Source organism: Couchioplanes caeruleus (assembly GCF_003751945.1).
Taxonomy (GTDB): domain Bacteria; phylum Actinomycetota; class Actinomycetes; order Mycobacteriales; family Micromonosporaceae; genus Actinoplanes; species Actinoplanes caeruleus.
The window spans coordinates 5,136,676-5,153,344 of sequence record NZ_RJKL01000001.1 but is presented as its reverse complement, the minus strand read 5'-3'; the positions used below and the strand labels follow the sequence as shown (position 1 = coordinate 5,153,344).

The following is a 16,669-nucleotide window of genomic DNA, read 5'->3' as shown; positions in this document are numbered from 1 at the left end:
CAACTAGCGTGGTCGATGGACGCCGAGCCGTCAGTTCGGGGAACGGGTCGACCTTTCGGGGTCACCGCGGTGCGGCGTTCGGGGACGGGTGGCATCAGCCGTTGGGGGACGGCGCGACCCGAGACCGGCGGTTAGTGCGGGCGACGCCTATGGGGATGGGTGTCGTCCGCCGCCGCCGGCGCCATCAACAAGAGGTCATCAAAAGGGGTCGGAGCCCGGTCAGCTCTTCTTGGCGTCCGGGTCGGCGAAGTGGGCGAAGGCCTGCAGGTTGGCCAGCGACTCGCCGCGCTTGACGCGCCACTCCCACTCGCGGCGGATGGCCGTGCCGAAGCCGATCTCCAGCATCGAGTCGAAGGACTCGTCCGCGTAGGTGAGCACCGCGCCCAGCAACCGGTCCAGCTCGTCCTCGTCGATGCCGTGCAGACTCGTCCGGCCGGTCAGATAGACGTCGCCGGCCTGGTCGATGGAGAAGGCGACACCGTACATCCGGGCGTTGCGGCGCAGCAGCCAGGCCCACAACTGCTCGTGGTTCTCGTCGGGGTGCCGCATGACGAAGGCCTCGATGCGCAGGGCGTGCTCCCCCACGATCAGGTTGCAGGCGGTCTTGAGCTTGTGCGTCCCCGGCATCGTGACGACCCACGACGATTCGCCGGTCGGCTCGCACGGCAGCTCGCGCTCCGCGCACACGCGCTCGATGAGGGCCCCGATGTCGTTCACCACGACAGTGAGCCTGCCAGACGGGCGGCGATCAGCGCACGGTGCTCCGCCACCGCCTCGCGGTAGACCCGAAGCAGTCCGTTGGCCGTACGGTCCCAGGAGAAGTTCGACGCGTGCCGCACCGCGCCCATCGACAGCCGCAGGCGCCGCGCGGGCTCCCGCAGCAGGCCGCCCAGCACGCCCGACCAGGCGGCCGGCTCGTGCCCGTCGACGAGGACGCCGCTGACGCCGTCGGTGACCGCGGTGACCAGGCCTCCGACGGCCGCCGCGACCACCGGCGTGCCACAGGCCTGCGCCTCCAGGGCGACGAGGCCGAACGACTCGTTGTGGGAGGGCACCGCGACCAGATCGGCCGCCCGGTAGAGGGCGGCGAGCGCCTCCCCCGTCTGCGGCGCCAGGAAGCGCACCTTGTGCGAGACGCCGAGCCTGGCGGCCAGCTCGATCAGCGAGGTCGGCCGGTCGAGGCCGCTACCGCTGGGGCCGCCGCAGATGACGACGGTGAGTTCCTGGTCCCGCAGCGGTTGCTGGGCCAGCGCCCGGATGAGGACCTCGGGACCCTTGAGCGGCTGGATGCGGCCGACGAAGGCCACCACGTGCCCCCGCTCGGGCAGGCCGAGGCGGCGGCGGTCGGCCGCCTGGTCGCCGGGGCGGAACCGGGCCAGGTCGACGCCCGGCTGCACCACGCTGAGCCGGGTGGGCTCGGCGTCGTAGCAGGTCACCAGGTCCTGGGCCTCGAAGCGGGTGTTGGCCACCAGCCGGTCGGACTCGGCGATGACCTGCTCCTCGCCGATCACCCGGGCCTTGGGCTCCGGGCGGTCACCGGACGCGATGAACCTGTTCTTGACCTTGGCAAGGGTGTGCGCGGTGTGCACGTGCGGCACGCCCCAGCGCTCCCGGGCGAGCCAGCCGACCTGGCCCGACATCCAGTAGTGCGAGTGGATCAGGTCGTAGTGGCCGGGCGGGTTGGCGGCCTCGGCCCGGAGCACGCCGTTGGTGAACGCGCAGAGCTGCGACGGCAGCTCCTCCTTCGACAGGCCCTCGAACGGCCCTGCCGTGACGTGCCGGACGGTGACGCCCGGGGCCATCTCGACGACCGGCGGCAGCTCGCTCGACGTGGCCCGGGTGAAGATCTCGACCTCGACGCCGAGGGCGGCGAGCCGCTTGGAGACCTCGACGATGTAGACGTTCATGCCGCCCGCGTCGCCCGTGCCCGGCTGTGCCAGCGGGGACGTGTGCACCGAGAGGGTGGCGATACGTCGGGGAGTCGGCCAGTCGCGACCTGCGGCCCGCGGATCAGCCACGTCGTGTCCCTTCCAGGCGCAGGAGTCAGCCGCACACCCGAAAGGAGGCGGCTCAAACGTAACGGGCAACTGTTACGGCGCCGTTCATCTTCCCCGCCCGGACGTGCTGAACGTCACTCCCGGTGGCGCGAGGTGACCCAGGTCATGAGGCAGGATCGGGGCATGGTGCAGAAGAAGATCGCCGTTGTCACCGGCGCGTCCAGCGGCATCGGCGCGGCGACCGCCCGCCGCCTGGCCGCGGAGGGCTTTCACGTGGTGGCCGCGGCCCGCCGGGCCGAACGGCTCGAGGCGCTCGCCGCCGACCTCGGCCCCGCTTGCGCCACCGCGGTGACCTGCGACGTGACCTCGGACGAGTCGGTGGCCGCCCTGGCCGCGGCGGTGGACCGGCTCGGCGGGAGCCTCACGCTGCTCGTCAACAACGCCGGTGGCGCCCGGGGGGCGGATCCGGTCGCCGAGGGGTCGGTCGACGACTGGCAGTGGATGTACGACGTCAATGTGCTGGGGACCCTGCGGGTCACGAAGGCGCTGCTGCCCGCCCTCGAGGCGAGCGGCGCCGGCACGGTGGTCACGGTCGGTTCCACGGCGGGATTCGTCGTCTACGAGGGTGGTGGCGGATACACGGCCGCCAAGCACGGCCTGGCCGCGCTGGTCGGCACCCTACGGCTGGAGCTGGCCGGCAAGCCGGTCCGGGTCGTCGAGATCGCCCCGGGCATGGTGCGGACCGACGAGTTCGCCCTCAACCGCCTCGGCGACCAGGCCAAGGCCGACGCCGTCTACGCCGGGGTACGGGAACCGCTGATCGCCGACGACATCGCGGATTGCATCGCCTGGGCCGCCACCCGGCCGCAGCACGTCAATGTCGACCGACTGGTGGTCCGCCCGCTCGCCCAGGCCGCCCAGCACAAGGTCGTCCGCGAGTAGCGGTGGCGACGAGACCGCTCGGGGCCGTCACCCGGGGCACCACGAACCCCAACCGGCTGCGCCGGGTGGACAACTTCATCGCGTACCGGTGCGGGGACCTGCTGGCGGCCGCGGACGCGCCCATGGTGGTCGACCTCGGCTATGGCGCGACGCCCATCACGGCGATCGAGCTGCGGGCCCGGCTGGCCGCGGCGGTCCGCCCGGACCTCGCGGTGGTCGGTCTGGAGATCGATCCCGCACGGGTGGCAGCCGCGCAGCCGTTCGCCGACCCGCCCCGGCTCGAGTTCCGCCGCGGCGGCTTCGAACTCGCCGGCCTGCGCCCGACCGTGGTGCGGGCGTTCAACGTGCTGCGTCAGTACGCCGAGGAAGAGGTCGCCGCCGCGTGGCGGACGATGACAGCGACCGGGGCGCTCCTGGTCGAGGGGACCTGCGACGAGCTCGGCCGGATCGCCACCTGGGCGGTCGTCGAGGCGGGGGTGCCGCACAGCCTCACCCTGTCGGCCCGGCTGTCCGATCTGGACCATCCGGCGACGTTCGCCGAGCGGCTGCCGAAGGCACTGATCCACCACAATGTGCCCGGCCATGCCGTGCACGATCTCATCACGACGCTCGGGGCGGCGTGGGAGGCGAGCGCCACCCCGTTCGGAGCACGGCAGCGCTGGCTCGCGACCGTCGAGCGGTTCCGCTCGTCGTGGCCGGTGCTGGACGGGCCGGCGCGCTGGCGTCGGGGCGAGCTGACCGTCGCCTGGCCCGGCGACTGAACGACGAACGGGCCGGCCTCCACAGGGAGACCGGCCCGTTTCATCGGGGGGACGGGTAACGCCTACTTGGTGATGGTCACGTCGAACATCGGGTCGGCGGCGACCGTCTTGAACGCGGCCAGGCCGGACGCGGTGGAGTTCACCGAGATGTCGCGGTCGCCCTCGTCGTCCTTCGCGGTGTCGAAGTAGACGACCGCCTTGACCTTCGGGTGCGCCTTCAGCTCCGGGATCACCGAGTTGAACGCCGCCGCCTTGTCCACCTTCACCGAGGTGCGGTGGTACATGCCCCACTCCGCGACCATGATGGGCTTGGCCGGGTGGTTGGTGACGGCCCAGTCGTACCAGCCGAGGCCGCCGCCGGTGGGCTTGCGGTCGAGGATGTCGCCCATGTCGCCGTAGTGGTAGTAGCCCTTCTCGACGCTCACGTAGGAGTCGAGACCGATCCAGTCGACGACGTCGTCACCGGGGTACAGGTCCTTCCACCAGGACTGCGCCATCCACTTCTCGTTGCCCATGTATGCCAGCACGTTGATCGCGTTGGTGACGCCCTTGGCGCGCAGGCGGGTGATGACGTGGCGGTACATGTTCGCGTAGTCCTTGGCCGTCATGCCCGAGCCGGCGGCCGGGTTGACGTCGTTCTCCGGCTCGTGGTGCAGGGCGAGGAAGAACTTCTCCGGGTACGTCGCCTTGACGTAGGCGGCCCAGTTGTCGATGCGGGCGTTCTTCTCACCGGCGGCGACCTTCGCCCAGGTGGTCCCGTAGGCGATCTTCCAGTTGAGCAGCAGGACCCGCGGCTTGGCCGGGTCCCGGGTCATGGCGATCTCGGCCTTGGTGGGGAACTTCTCGTCGCCCTTGTGGTACTGGTGGAAGATCGACGCGGTCCGCCCGGTCAGCGCCTCCCACTCCTTCAGCGCCTGGTCGCGCGGGGTGTCGGTGAAGCCGCCGGCGGCCGCGCCCCAGAGCACGCCGCACGAGGGCACCAGCAGCGCGTCGGTGGTGCAGCCGGCCGTCGGCGCGGTGGTGGCAGGAGCGGGAGTGACGGGCGCGGTCGTCGCCGGCGGCACCGTCGTCGGCGCGGTCGTCGGAGCCGTCGTCGGCGCGGTGGTGGGAGCCGTCGTCGGCGTCGTGGCCTTCTTCACGACGGTCAGCCGCAGCTCCGGTCCGCCGGCGGTGGCGTTGCCGTACTCCAGGGCGCGCAGCCGGGTGACGCCGGTCGTGGCGGCCGACTTGAGGGCGAACGCGTACGTGCCGGACCCGGTGACCACCTTGGACAGATCGAAGCTCAGGGTGGTGTCGGTGACCTTCGGCTTGATCGAGGCGAGGGCCTTGCCGAGGCCCGGCGCGTTCGCCGCGGTGATGCCCTTCTCGGTCCAGGAGGTCGACACCGGGTAGACGGTCAGCGTGGCCGCGATCGGCTTGCTCTCCAGCGGAAGCTTCAGCTCCGCGCCGGTCACCGTGACACCGGAGGCCAGCTTCGGCGCGAACTTCAGGTACGAGAGCCGGGTCTCGCCGCCGGACCTGCCCACGACGAGCTTGTCGGCCTGGCCGAAGTTCGCGGTCCGGCGCGTGCTCGACGTGTACGAGTCGTCGGTGGTGAACACGCTGACGGTCTCGGTGGTCGTCGCGGCGTTGGCCGTACCGGCCAGCCCGAGGGCCGCCCCCGTGGCAACAACGCCCGTCACGGCGACGCCGATGATCCCCCGCCTGGCAGTCACGTAAGTCCCCCTGTATGTCAATCAATTGCTGTCTGACATCAGGTTCGGAACGGGAGGGTGCCACCGCGGAGTGCGTTCGGGTGCAGCCCAGGTGCCTGTTGGCCCGAGCGTGGGCAGGCGGCAGGCGGTCGCCGGAATGAAGCGCTTTTCGGGCGGAATCCACGGCCGGGAAAACGAAAGCGCCGCCGGACCTTCAGGTCCGGCGGCGCTGGTTCGCTGGTACGTCGCTTACGTGGTGGGCGCCTTCTCGGCCAGCATCGACCTCAGCGCACCGAGCAGCAGCTCGGAGGTGAACGGCTTCTTGACGAGCACCGAGTCCTCGTCGATTAAACCCTTGGCGACGGCCATGTCCTTGGGCAGGCCCGAGATGAAGACCACGCCCATGCCGGGTCGCATCTGCGTGCAGTCCCGGGCCACGTCTCCGCCCGGCACGTCGGGCAGGGTGAGGTCGGTGACGAGCACGTCGATGTCGCCCGGGTGATCCCGGCAGACCGCGAGCGCCTGGTCGGCGTCGCCGGCGATCAGGGTGGCGAAGCCGCGCCGCTCCAGCATCCGCCGCATGATGTCGCGGAGGTCGTCCTCGTCGTCGACGACGAGGACGGTCGGACGCTCCTGCGTACTTTCGGACATGAGAGCCTCCAGGCAACCGTGTGCGGTTCACGCTAACCGCGGGTCAGTGGCCCGGGTGCCGCTTTCCGGCAATCAGAGCGTGAGCTTCCACTTGTCCAGGATGCCGGTCGTGGTGCCGTAGGTGTCCTTGACCTGAAGCGACCACTTGCCGTTGCGGGAGGTGCCGGACAGGTCAATCGTGTACGTCTGCACGATGTTTGCCGCTTTATCCGTCTTGTCCGCCGCCTTCAGGGTGTACTTCACGCCGCTCGGGCTGGTCAGCGTGACGACCAGGGACCCGCGGTACGCGTGCTGCACCGTCACCGCCACGGTCGAGGCGGACGAGGCAGTGCCGGAGCAGGTCGTCACCGTCTTGCTGCTGGTGGCGGTCGACAGCTTGCCGATCCGCACGTCCGTACCCATGACGAAGGGTCCGCATTCCGGCGTGGCGACCGGCCCGGCGGCCTGAACCGTGTTGAGGAAGCCGGTGTGGAGCAGCTTGTTCACCGAGCCGCTGCCCGGGTTCAGCACCCGGCCGGCGCTGGCCTGGTCCACCAGCGCGGCCCGGACCTGCGCCGGCGACCAGGCCGGGTTCGCCGCGACCGCCAGCGCCGCCGCGCCCGCCACGTGCGGTGCGGCCATCGAGGTGCCGCTCATGATCGCGGTGCCGGTGTCGGACGAGTGGGAGGCCGAGGTGATGCGTACGCCGGGCGCGAAGATGTCCAGGCACGAGCCGTAGTTCGAGAACGTGGCGCGGGTGTCGGCGCCGTCCGTGGCTCCGACCGTGATCGCGTCGGGCGCGGAGGCCGGCGAGTAGTTGCAGGAGTTCTTGTTGTCGTTGCCGGCCGACACGGAGTAGGTGACACCCGCAGCGATCGACCTCGCGACCGCAGTGTTCAGCGCGGAGCTGACCGTTCCCCCGATGCTCATGTTGGCCACGGCCGGCTTGACGGCGTTCTTGGTCACCCAGTCCACGCCCGCGATGATCGCCGAGTAGGAGCCCGAGCCCCCGCAGTCGAGCACCCGTACGCCGACGAGCTTGACGTCCTTCGCGACGCCGTAGGTCCTGCCGCCGATCGTGCCGGCTACGTGGGTGCCGTGGCCGTTGCAGTCCTGCGCCACCGCGTCGTTGTCGATGAAGTCACGGCCGTTGCTGGCCCGGCCGCCGAACTCGCTGTGCCCGACCCGCAGGCCGGTGTCCAGCACGTACGCCGTCACGTTCGACGCCGAGCGGTAGGTGTAGCTCTTCGACAGCGGCAGCGCCGTCTGGTCGATCCGGTCGAGCCCCCAGACCGGGTTCGCCTGCGTGCCGAGGTCCGCGAGGCGCACCGTCGCGTCCTGCTCCACGTACTCGACGGCGGGGTTCGCGGCGAGGCGGCGGGCCTCGAGCGCCGTCATGTCGGCCTGGAAGCCGCGGACGGCCGTCGAGTAGCTGGCGAGCACCTCGCCGCCGTAGCGCCGGGCGAGCGACCGCGAGACCGACGGCACCTCCGCGGCGTCGGCGGAGGCCGCCTTCAGCACCACGATGTAGCTGTCCTTGATCGCGCCGTGGGCCGCCGCGCGGACCGTGCCGAGCGGCAGGGCGCCGGGCGTGGCGGCGATGGCGGTGCCGGCCGTACCGGTCACCACCGCGGCGGTGGCGATGCCGGCGGTCAGCGCAAGGCGCGCGACACCGCGCCGGCCGTCGTGACGAATCATGCTGTGTTCCCCCCGATTTCTGCCACCGGCGTCGGACATCACCTGACGTGGACAGGCATGCCGGCGGCACTTGAGGGAAAATGCTGCTCAGAGGGCGGAGTCGCCCCGGGACCTCGGAGGTTGCCGCTGAGGTGTAGCCGTTTCGTCCGGAGCCCATTGACTAAGTCGCTCCCCAGGGGGGCCGAACTACTCGCTGTCAGGACCGCTGCACCGCCACCGAGCAAGGAGAGCGCTATGACCACCGTGCTGTCGCCCGAGATCGTCGTCGTCGACTCGCTGGCCGAGCGCTGCGACCGCTGCGGCGCCGCCGCCAAGCTCGAGCTCAGCCTGGCCGGCGGCGGAAGCCTGGCATTCTGCGGCCACCACGCCAACCGGTACGCCGACCGGCTCGTGCCGATGGCCGCGAAGGCGGCGGTCGAGGACGGCTTCGAGTGGGCGGGGCGGTCTCACAGCGTGTGAACCCTTGATCCCATCCGCCGCGATATGATCACTCCCTCACTATTGGGTCGAAAAGCCCATATTTAGAGGGGTTCATCGGTGCAGTTCGCGGCGCACGACGTGGGCAGGCTGTCCCGGCTCGCGGCCGGGAGCACCGGTGTCGCCGTGGCGATCTCCGGCGGCCTGAGCCTGGTCCTGCCTTCCGCGGGGGCGGACAACACACTGACGCAGAGCCCGGCGGCCGCACTCCTGGCCGCCGGGCTCGCGCTGTCTCTGCTCTCCCTGCCGCGCGCGGGCCGCGTGCTGCGGGTCGCCGCCTACGTGCCGGCCCTGCTCGCCACCGTCCTCGGCGCCGCCGCCGTGCCCGGACATCCGGCCGCCGGCGTCGCCACGCTGCTGGCCGGCCTGGCGCTGATCTGCCTCGACCTGTACGTCCACCGCCGCCAGGGCGATCCCGTGCGGTACCGGGTGGCCGATCCGCTCCTGGCGGGAAGCGCAATCATCTCCCTCGTGGCCCTGGTGCCGCGGATGTTCGCGCCCGCCTTTCCGGAGGGCCGCGGGCCGGACAGCCTGATGTCGCCGTACCACGCGGGCGCCCTGTTCGCGCTGGCCGTCGGCATGGTGCTGGCCCGGCCCGAGGCGGGGCCGCTGCGGACCGACGCGACCGCCGGTCCCGGCACGAAGATCCGCCGGATGCTGCCCGCCGTCGTCGCCGTTCCGGTCATCGCCGCCCTGGTGAGCGCGCTCGCGGTGCGCACCGGGATCAGCCGGCCCGCGGCCGCGATCAGCACCGGGGCGATCCTCGCCACGCTCGCCCTCGTGGCCCTGGTCGGCTACCTCGTCCGGTCCCTGGAGGGGGCGGACCAGCGGCAGCGGCGCCTGGTCACGGAACTGCACGAGCGGCGCGACTTCGCCGACACCCTGCTGCAGTCGATGAACGAGGCGGTGATGGTGCTCGACGCCAACCACCGGGTCATCGACGTGAACCGGCGCTGGCGAGAACTGACCGGCAACGGCGACGATCCGGACGGCACGCCGTCGTCGCCGCCACCGCCGTCCCTGCCTCCGGCCGGCACCCAGGACTGGCTGATCCGGCGCACCGACGGCACCGAGGTGCCCGTGCTCGCCACCATGGCGGCCATCCCGGACGCCGCCGGACAGCCGCGCGGCTACGTGGCCACGTACGTGGACATCACCGACCGCAAGCGGGCCGAGGACGAGCTGAGCAGCCACGCCGCGGAGCTCGAGAGCAGCAACGACCTGCTCAGGGAGGCGAACGCGAAGCTCGCGGCGGCGCTGGCCTTCAAGAACGACCTGACCTCGATGCTGACCCACGACGTGGCCCAGCCGATCAGCTCCATCGCCAGCCTGGCCGAGCTGCTGCACGCCGACTGGGCGGACCTGCCGGACGACATCCGGCTCGAGCTCGCCACGAAGATCAACAAGAACACCCACCGGCTCATCAAGATGATGAACGACCTGCAGTTGCTCTTCCGGCTGGACACCGGCGCCGTCACCGCGCAGCGTACGCCGGTGCAGATGCGCGAGGTCGTCACGTCGGTGATCGACGAGCTGGAGGGCGCCGACGGCGTCGTCGTGGAGGTCGAGGACGATGTCGCCGCCCTCGCCGACCGCCAGCACGTCTGGCACGTCGTGCGGAATCTGGTGACCAACGCCCTCAGCTACGGCGAGAGCCCGGTCGAGGTCCGGGCCGGTCGCGACGCCGAGTCGGTCGTGCTGATCGTGCAGGACCGGGGCCCCGGCATCCCGGAGGAGCTCGTGCCGAAGCTCTTCGACCGCTTCATGCGCGGTGCGGGCCTGGGCCTGTTCATCGTCCGCCATCTCGTGGAAGCGAACGGGGGCTCGGTCCGCTATGAGCGGGCCGAGCCCCGGGGCGCGCGTCTGGTGGTGACCTGGGAGGCCGCCGCCGTCTGAGGCTCACCAGTCGTGAGCGCTGCCGCGTTCCTCTTCGTGGATCATCCCGTCGCCGCGGCCGTCCCGGGTGCCCATGGCCTTGCCGCCCATCTGCGCCGACGCCGAGCCCTGGCCGGCCTTACGGGTGCCGGCCGCGTCGCGGACGGCGGGGCGGGTGCCCGCCGCGCCGCCGCGAACGGTCGGGGAGCCGACGATCCGGCGTCCGGGAGCGAGGATCTCGTCGAGGTCGTGCGGGTCGTCGATGCCGGGCGCGGAGGTGATGTCCACGGGCGGCCCGGCCGTCGGCATGCCCAGCGGAGCCGTGGCGGCGTTCGGGCGCAGGGTGCCGAGGCTGTCCGAGCGGGCGTTGCTGAACTCTCCGGCGCTCGTCCCCCAGCCTGCACCCGGCCGTGCCCGGCCGCCGCGCGCGCGGGCCGCGACCGAGGCCGGCGAGGCGAACGCGCTGCCCGCCATGTTCTTGGAGCTGGCTCCGCCCAGATTCCCGGCGTCGCCCAGCTTGCCGGCCTCGATCAGGCCCTTGAAGGCGTTCAGGTCAGCCTTCAGACGCCGGCTCAGCGTCTCCTGCCCGTGCCGGTCGCTGGGCAGCAGGAACGCGACGTCGGCCTCGAGCTGGGCGACGATCTGCGTCCGCGTCTCGCCCATCGGCCGCAGGGTGATGGTCTCGGCGAGCAGCGGGCCGTCGACGGCCGACCACGACACCCGCTCGTCGAGGGAGCACTCGGTGATCTGCGCGTCGAACTCCCGGCGCTGTCCGTCGACGTCCATGATCCAGTGCGTCTGATCGTTACCCATCGGGGTGACCCGTTCGACGCCGGTCATGAAGCGCGGGTAGTTCTCGAACGTCGCGAGCTGCTCGTACACGGTGTGCAGCGGTGCGCTGATCTCGACGGCCTGCTGAACCAAACTCATCGCATCTCTCCCATGCTGAAGTGCTGGCATGACAGAGAGTACGTAGGAGATTACGTATAGCGTTCGGTTTCCGGTCAGACCCGGCGCAGGTACTGCCAGTTGCCGACCTCGGCGGCGTACCGTGCGTCACTCGCGGGCACCAGCGTCACATCCGCCCCACGCAGCATCGCCACCACGCGAGGCGACGGGCTGCGCCAGGCCTCGCTGATCTCGACCACCGTGCCGCTCGACCGGCAGGCCGACGCGAGCGCGGCGAGCAGCTCCGGGGTGACGGCGGCATCGTCGATGCCCACCTGGGCGAGCAGGTTCAACGGGCGGGCGAGCTGCGACGGCGCGTAGCGCGAGGCGCGCTCCACACCCTTGATCGTGGCGGTCACGACGGTCTCGGCCACCCGGTCGGCGGTGAGGATGCCGGCGGCCAGCATGGAGCGGACCTCGCGGGCACCGACGGGCCCCTCCGGGAGCGGCAGGCGGGAAACGGCCACGGAGACGGCCTCAAGGTGCCCGATGTCGGCCGGCAGGGCCAGCCATCCGTCGGGCTGGACGACCTCGACCTCCGCGGCGACGCGCAGGGTGATCTCCGTACGCTGCCGCGCCCGGCGCACCGCGTCGGCGTACGCCGGCAGCCACGCCGTGTCGGGCCCCACCTGGTCGGCGAAGGTCAGGCCGGTGAGCCCGGCGCGGTCGGCCGCCGACACGACGACCCCCACGCTGTCCCGCCCCGCGGCGAAGCCGGTGTGCACGTGCGCGTCGGCACGCAGATCGAGGGCCGCGGCGGCGAGTGTGCCGCCGTCCATGACCGATTCGCGCTCTGCACCCACGATGACTCCCCGCGACTGGCGTACGGACGAGCTCCTCTCGTCCTGGGAAGTACTCTGCGGCTCCGGTGTTGTGGACCGGGGCCGCGCCAGGTGCATTCCGGGTGCGTGGCCGGCGGTGGGAGATCTGCGGCGAACCGGACCCGTGCGCCCCCGCTCGCCGTCACCATGTTGCCGTGCGGCCGGCGGCGAGAGAGCGCCGGCAACCGTTCTGCACTCGCGGTGCACCGTGGTCGCATCTCCCGCTCGGCAGCCTGTGCCGGTAAGCGCCGTCCGCCTTTCGAGAGGAAGTCAATGAAGCGCCGACATCAGCGCACCGCCGCCCTCGCCCTGCTCGCCGCGGGCACGCTCGGCGGCACCGCGCTCGCCGGCACCCCGGCCGCCGCGTCACCTCTGCGGTTCCCCGCCGACGCGGCCGAGGCGGTCACCCTGAAGGCCGCCGCCGTCACCACGTCGAAGGCCGCCGGCGCCGCCCCGACGAAGATCGCCGCCACCGGCAAGGTGGTCACCGGCGGCACGGCCCTCAACACGCGCAGCGCCCCGTCCGCCGGGAGCCTCCGGACGGGCACGATCGCCGACGGCGCGACCGTCTCCATCGTCTGCAAGACCGCGGGGCAGTTCATCAGCGGCACGGTCAAGAACACCGGATTCTGGGACCGCCTGAGTGACAACAGCTTCATCTCCGACGCGTACGTCCAGCGAGGCGACGCCGAGATCCCCAAGTGCACCTCGACAGCGCCACTGCCCGCCGCCTCCGGCGCGTGGATGCTGCCGGTGACCGCGGGCCTGGTGAGCGACTTCCGCACCGAGCAGCGTCCGGCCCACGACGGCGTGGACCTCGCCGCGGCGCGCAACACCCCGATCCGCGCGGCCAGCTCCGGCACGGTCATCCGGGTGGTCTGCAACGTCTCCCAGGGCAGCTGCGACGTGGACGGCAGCCCAGCCTTGAAGGGTTGCGGCTGGTACGTCGAGGTACTGCACGCGGGTAACATCGTCACCCGTTACTGCCACATGGTCCGGCGCCCGTCGGTGACCCTCGGCCAGACCGTCGCCCGCGGCACGATCCTCGGCTACGTCGGCACGTCCGGCTCCTCCTCCGGCCCGCACCTGCACTTCGAGGTGCACCTGGGCGCGCCGGCGACCCGCGAGAACGCGTTCAGCCCGATCGCCTTCATGCAGGTCCGGGGCCTGACGATCAGGTAGACGCCGCAGGGCCGGTCCTCGATGGAGGATCGGCCCTGGCGGTCATGGAACGTACCTACTCTGTCGGGTCATTCGTCCGGCGGGCTCGCCGCGGCGGGGCGGTCGAGCAGCTCGGTCAGGGCGCGGACCGCGGCATCGGTCGGCGAGGCCGCCTCCCGGTTGGCGTTCCGGAGCTCCTGATAGACCTCCTCCCGGTGCACCTGCACGTCGCGCGGCGCCTGGATGCCGATTCGGATGACGTCACCGCGCGCCTCGAGCACGGTGACGACGACATCGTCGCCGATCATCACGCTCTCGCCGGCCTTCCTGGTCAGCACGAGCATCGTGGTAGCCCCTCACTCCATCCGTGGACAGGACACCGGTGCCGGCTGTGGTCAGAACGCCCGGCGCATGACCGCCCGGACGGGCAGGTTGCTCCCGGTGAGGACGACCTGCATGGCGCGGCGGGAGTCACGGTCGACGATGATCGGGGCGAGGAGGTTGGCCGTGGTCTCGTTGACGCCGGCCGTGATGACCACCATGACCAACAGCCGGTCGGGGTCCTGGGTGTTCAGCGCGGCGAAGACCTCGTTCTCGATCTCCGGCGCGTAGTCCGGGAAGAACGGTTCCGGAGGCGCGACGAGGAAACGGAGCTCCGGGTCGTCGATCGAGGTGAAAGCGTACAGCAGTCCCTCGTCGTTCAGCCGGACCAGCACGAACTGCCGGTGAGCCGGGAAACCGGGCATGGGGACAGCCATGTCGATGATCGGCATGTCCAGTTCGGTGTCGGTCAAGGTTGCCCCAATCGGTCGGGACGCGGTGCGAGTACTCATGGTCACCTCAGGAAGTCGATGAGCGAGGGCTGGATCACCTTTGCCGAGGCGGCCAGTGCCGCCTGGTACGAGGTCTGCTGGAGTTGCATCTCCATGATGGTTTTCGGCAGATCGATGTCCTCAATCTCGGACAACTGCGCCGACACGGACAACATCCGGTCCTGTGCGGAATCCTTCATCTGCTGAATCCGATTGTATCGGGATCCCACCTCCGAGATGGCGGATTTCAGCTTATTTCCGGCTGTGTCAAGGCTATTCAGGTTGGCCGTCAAGGCGGTGTTGTCGCCGGCCTTGAGATTGGCGGAAATGTCCGCCAGCACTTTGAAGAGCCCGGTGGTGTTGTCCCCGAACGCCTCCGGGCCGGTCAGGTCCACCCGCACTTTGACGCCCGAGCCGACGGTGCGTGACACGCTTGTTCTGGCGGCCTGCTCCGGATCGTAGGGGTCGCCGGGGGCGTAAGGGTTGCCCGTGAAGGCGCCGGTGGTCTTGTCATAGGCCTCCGAGTTGGGCGTGTTGCCGCCGAAGACCGGGCGGTCCAGATACCTGACGTTCGCATGGGTGATCAGCGCATCGCGGATCTGATCGATCTCGCTGGCCAGCGCCGCGTTGGCCAGGGCCCCGTTCGAGTTGGCGTTCAGGCCCTGCACGGTGAGGTCACGGGCTCGGTTGACCAGAGCAGAGGCGCTGCCCAGCGTGTCCTCCACCGTGCCCAGCCAGCCCAGGCCGTCGTCGGCGTTGCGCACGTACTGCGTGCTCGTGCGGGTCTCGGCGCGCAGCTGCAGGGCGGAGACCGTCCCGGCCGGGGAATCCGACGGCCGGTTGAGCTGCTTGCCGCTCGACAACTGATCCTGAATCTGCGCGCCCTTGGCGAGGTTGCGCTGGAGATTGGCCAGCACTCGGGTGTGGATGCTGCCCTCGGTGACTCTGCCGCCGCCGATCATGATGTACTCCTTACCTTCCGACCAGGCCGGTGCGGTTGATGAGCTGGTCGAGCATCGAATCGATCGTGGTCAGGACCCGGGATGCGGCCTCGTAGCCGCGCTGATACGTGAGCAGGTTGGTCATCTCCTCGTCGAGATTGACCCCGGCCTCACCCTCGCGTGCCGCGTCGACCTGTTCGGTCACGACGGACTGAATCTCGGAGCGGCGGGCGATGCCCTGCGCGGAGACCCCGAGCCGCCCGATCATCCCCTGGTACTCCCGATCCGGGCCGTCGGGCGATTCACCGATGTCGGCGATCTTGTCGGCGATCGAGTTGTCCAGAGTGCCGTTGGTCGCCGCAATCGCCACCTTGTCCGGATCTGTGATCAGGACCGCGACCGAGCCGTCCGCCTCACGACCGAAGAAGTCGCTGCCGGTGCTGCCGTCGACGCTGTAACCGGTGCGGTGCAGGTCGTTCACCGTGGTGATCAGGTTGTTGGCGACCGAGTCGAGCTCGGCCGAGAGGTTCGGGATGATGTTGGTCATCGTGTCGACCATCCCGCCCATCGTGCCGCCGGCATCGACCTTCTGCGGCGGTACCACGTTGTCCTTCCAGATCAGGCTCACGGCGTTGGTGGCCTGGTCCTCCAGCCGTGTAGCGCCGATGAAGTCGACTTCACGGACCGTGGTCCCGGTGACCAGTGTGGAACCGCCGATGAAGACGTCCATGCCGCCGTTGGGCCGCTTGGCCGCGGTGGCGCCGGTGAGCTCGGCGAGCTTCATCGCCAACTGATCACGCCGGTCCTCGAGCTCGTTCACCGGCAGCGAGGAGGCGTTCGCCTTGATGATGCTGTCGTTGAGCTGGGCGATCGAGCGGGCGGTGCCGTTGACCTCGTCGACGTAGCCGGACATCTGAGCCTCGTTCTGCTTCCATTGCCGGGCGAGCGACTCATGGGCGGCGTTCAACTGGTCGGCGACCGTGGCGCTCTGCTGGATCAGGGCGGACCGGGGGGCCTCCAGCTGCGGGTTGTTCGCCACGTCGTTCCAACTGCCCCACATGTCGCGCAGCTGCGCGGCCAGCGCGGTCTCGCCCGGCTCGGCGAACGCGTCCTCGATCGAGGTGTACGTCGTGGCCTGGGTCGCCAGAAGCGCGTTCGCGCCGTGCTCGGTCCGGCCCCGGTTCTCCAGAAACTCGTCGCGCAGGCGCTGCACGTCGGACACGGCGACCCCGGTGCCGAGGCCGTCGGTCTTCGCGTACATGGCCGCCCTCAACGAGCCGACCTGAGACTGCATGCTGACGCGCTGCCGGGAGTATCCCTCGGTGTTGGCGTTCGCGATGTTCTGCCCGGTCACGTCCAGTCCACGACGTTGCGCGTAGAGCGCGCTCAGCGCGGTGTTGATGCCACCGAAGCTGCTTGCCATCAGATCGCCTCATCCACCAGGCTGGGGCGGCGCACGCCGCCGGTGACGGTTTGGCCTTGCCGGCCATACGTTTCCACGGTTCCGGCGAACGCGAGCATCGTTTCGCGAGCTGCCCGCTGACCGGCGGTGAGCAGTTCCCGGTTGCTTTCCGCGATGGCGCTGATCTCCGAGGTCAGGGTCAGGAACGCCCGCCGGTGCTGGTGCAAAAGGTCGGACCACGGGGCCGGGGCCGCATCCGCCAGCTCGCCCAGCGACGCCTCCGCGTTCAGTCCCAGCTCGATCGCGACGCCCTGGGCGTACGCCGCCCGCGCGACCTCGGTCTGCCGGATCTGGTCCAGCACCACCTCCACCTCGCGGGTGGCGTGGGCGAGCCAGCGGGACCGGTTCGAGGCGAGCAACAATTGCTCCTCCTCGAGCTTGAACAGGAGAAGCTCCAACAGCTCACGGGCGCGCCACAGCACGCTGGACAGGTCGGTCAGGCTCACCGGC

At 70.6% G+C, this 16,669-nt stretch carries 17 protein-coding genes; 5 read left to right on the top strand and 12 right to left on the bottom strand.

Translation table 11 applies throughout. The features are described from left to right. Positions 1-219 precede the first annotated feature (219 nt). Positions 220-717 (bottom strand): type III secretion system chaperone family protein, encoded by a 498-nt coding sequence (locus EDD30_RS22985; protein ID WP_071810038.1) that lies wholly within the window; start codon positions 715-717, stop codon positions 220-222. Then, a complete protein-coding gene (gene mshA, locus EDD30_RS22980) occupies positions 714-2,018 on the bottom strand; it encodes a D-inositol-3-phosphate glycosyltransferase (protein WP_071810031.1) in 1,305 nt (434 codons plus the stop codon). Before mshA ends, EDD30_RS22985 begins: the two co-directional genes overlap by 4 nt. Positions 2,019-2,162: 144 nt before the next feature. Here mshA and EDD30_RS22975 point away from each other — a divergent pair, with 144 nt between their 5' ends. Then, positions 2,163-2,939 (top strand): SDR family oxidoreductase, encoded by a 777-nt coding sequence (locus tag EDD30_RS22975; RefSeq protein ID WP_244945370.1) that lies wholly within the window; start codon positions 2,163-2,165, stop codon positions 2,937-2,939. Between the two features lie 2 nt (positions 2,940-2,941). After that, entirely contained in the window at positions 2,942-3,700 is a 759-nt protein-coding gene (locus EDD30_RS22970; RefSeq protein ID WP_071810029.1) for an SAM-dependent methyltransferase, read from the top strand. A 62-nt stretch (positions 3,701-3,762) separates the two neighbouring features. Here EDD30_RS22970 and EDD30_RS22965 read toward each other — a convergent pair whose 3' ends face one another. From EDD30_RS22965 to EDD30_RS22955, 3 genes are all read right to left on the bottom strand, one after another. After that, positions 3,763-5,415: a CBM96 family carbohydrate-binding protein gene (locus tag EDD30_RS22965; protein ID WP_071810028.1), complete on the bottom strand. Its 1,653-nt coding sequence runs from the start codon at positions 5,413-5,415 to the stop codon at positions 3,763-3,765. A gap of 228 nt (positions 5,416-5,643) precedes the next feature. After that, positions 5,644-6,045 (bottom strand): response regulator, encoded by a 402-nt coding sequence (locus EDD30_RS22960; protein ID WP_071810027.1) that lies wholly within the window; start codon positions 6,043-6,045, stop codon positions 5,644-5,646. 72 nt (positions 6,046-6,117) lie between these two features. Then, positions 6,118-7,722, bottom strand: a complete 1,605-nt coding sequence (locus EDD30_RS22955) for a S8 family peptidase (RefSeq protein WP_071810026.1) — start codon at positions 7,720-7,722, stop codon at positions 6,118-6,120. A gap of 234 nt (positions 7,723-7,956) precedes the next feature. Here EDD30_RS22955 and EDD30_RS22950 point away from each other — a divergent pair, with 234 nt between their 5' ends. Continuing rightward, positions 7,957-8,181: a DUF7455 domain-containing protein gene (locus tag EDD30_RS22950; RefSeq protein WP_071810025.1), complete on the top strand. Its 225-nt coding sequence runs from the start codon at positions 7,957-7,959 to the stop codon at positions 8,179-8,181. Between the two features lie 78 nt (positions 8,182-8,259). Then, positions 8,260-10,095: a sensor histidine kinase gene (locus tag EDD30_RS22945; RefSeq protein WP_123678470.1), complete on the top strand. Its 1,836-nt coding sequence runs from the start codon at positions 8,260-8,262 to the stop codon at positions 10,093-10,095. Positions 10,096-10,098: 3 nt separating this feature from the next. Here the strand turns inward: EDD30_RS22945 and EDD30_RS22940 are convergent, their stop codons facing one another. Further along, positions 10,099-11,004, bottom strand: coding sequence for an SRPBCC family protein (locus EDD30_RS22940; protein ID WP_123678469.1), 906 nt, complete (start codon positions 11,002-11,004; stop codon positions 10,099-10,101). A 74-nt stretch (positions 11,005-11,078) separates the two neighbouring features. Beyond that, a complete protein-coding gene (locus tag EDD30_RS22935; protein WP_071807614.1) occupies positions 11,079-11,825 on the bottom strand; it encodes a hydrolase in 747 nt (248 codons plus the stop codon). A gap of 291 nt (positions 11,826-12,116) precedes the next feature. On the opposite strand from EDD30_RS22935, the gene EDD30_RS22930 reads away from it, so the two are divergent. Continuing rightward, positions 12,117-13,025, top strand: coding sequence for a M23 family metallopeptidase (locus EDD30_RS22930; protein ID WP_084556814.1), 909 nt, complete (start codon positions 12,117-12,119; stop codon positions 13,023-13,025). 68 nt (positions 13,026-13,093) lie between these two features. Here the strand turns inward: EDD30_RS22930 and csrA are convergent, their stop codons facing one another. From csrA to flgN, 5 genes are read right to left on the bottom strand one after another with little or no spacing between them, the layout of a single operon-like run. Next, positions 13,094-13,348 carry a carbon storage regulator CsrA gene (gene csrA, locus EDD30_RS41535; protein ID WP_071807613.1) on the bottom strand — a complete coding sequence of 85 codons (255 nt, stop codon included), beginning with the start codon at positions 13,346-13,348 and terminating at the stop codon, positions 13,094-13,096. A gap of 51 nt (positions 13,349-13,399) precedes the next feature. Next, a complete protein-coding gene (fliW, locus tag EDD30_RS22920; protein WP_244945369.1) occupies positions 13,400-13,798 on the bottom strand; it encodes a flagellar assembly protein FliW in 399 nt (132 codons plus the stop codon). A 41-nt stretch (positions 13,799-13,839) separates the two neighbouring features. Further along, positions 13,840-14,778, bottom strand: coding sequence for a flagellin N-terminal helical domain-containing protein (locus EDD30_RS22915; RefSeq protein ID WP_071807611.1), 939 nt, complete (start codon positions 14,776-14,778; stop codon positions 13,840-13,842). A gap of 10 nt (positions 14,779-14,788) precedes the next feature. Then, positions 14,789-16,180 (bottom strand): flagellar hook-associated protein FlgK, encoded by a 1,392-nt coding sequence (gene flgK, locus EDD30_RS22910; protein ID WP_071807610.1) that lies wholly within the window; start codon positions 16,178-16,180, stop codon positions 14,789-14,791. Next, positions 16,180-16,665 (bottom strand): flagellar export chaperone FlgN, encoded by a 486-nt coding sequence (flgN, locus tag EDD30_RS22905; protein WP_071807609.1) that lies wholly within the window; start codon positions 16,663-16,665, stop codon positions 16,180-16,182. Before flgN ends, flgK begins: the two co-directional genes overlap by 1 nt. Between the last annotated feature and the right edge of the window lie 4 nt (positions 16,666-16,669).

Excerpts from the sequence above, each read along its gene's own strand:
- EDD30_RS22940 (WP_123678469.1), bottom strand. The coding sequence starts at position 11,004 with ATGAGTTTGGTTCAGCAGGCCGTCGAGATCAGCGCACCGCTGCACACC.
- EDD30_RS22960 (WP_071810027.1), bottom strand. The coding sequence starts at position 6,045 with ATGTCCGAAAGTACGCAGGAGCGTCCGACCGTCCTCGTCGTCGACGAC.
- EDD30_RS22915 (WP_071807611.1), bottom strand. The coding sequence starts at position 14,778 with ATGATCGGCGGCGGCAGAGTCACCGAGGGCAGCATCCACACCCGAGTG.
- flgK (WP_071807610.1), bottom strand. The coding sequence starts at position 16,180 with ATGGCAAGCAGCTTCGGTGGCATCAACACCGCGCTGAGCGCGCTCTAC.
- EDD30_RS22975 (WP_244945370.1), top strand. The coding sequence starts at position 2,163 with ATGAGGCAGGATCGGGGCATGGTGCAGAAGAAGATCGCCGTTGTCACC.
- EDD30_RS22930 (WP_084556814.1), top strand. The coding sequence starts at position 12,117 with ATGAAGCGCCGACATCAGCGCACCGCCGCCCTCGCCCTGCTCGCCGCG.
- csrA (WP_071807613.1), bottom strand. The coding sequence starts at position 13,348 with ATGCTCGTGCTGACCAGGAAGGCCGGCGAGAGCGTGATGATCGGCGAC.
- EDD30_RS22950 (WP_071810025.1), top strand. The coding sequence starts at position 7,957 with ATGACCACCGTGCTGTCGCCCGAGATCGTCGTCGTCGACTCGCTGGCC.
- EDD30_RS22955 (WP_071810026.1), bottom strand. The coding sequence starts at position 7,722 with ATGATTCGTCACGACGGCCGGCGCGGTGTCGCGCGCCTTGCGCTGACC.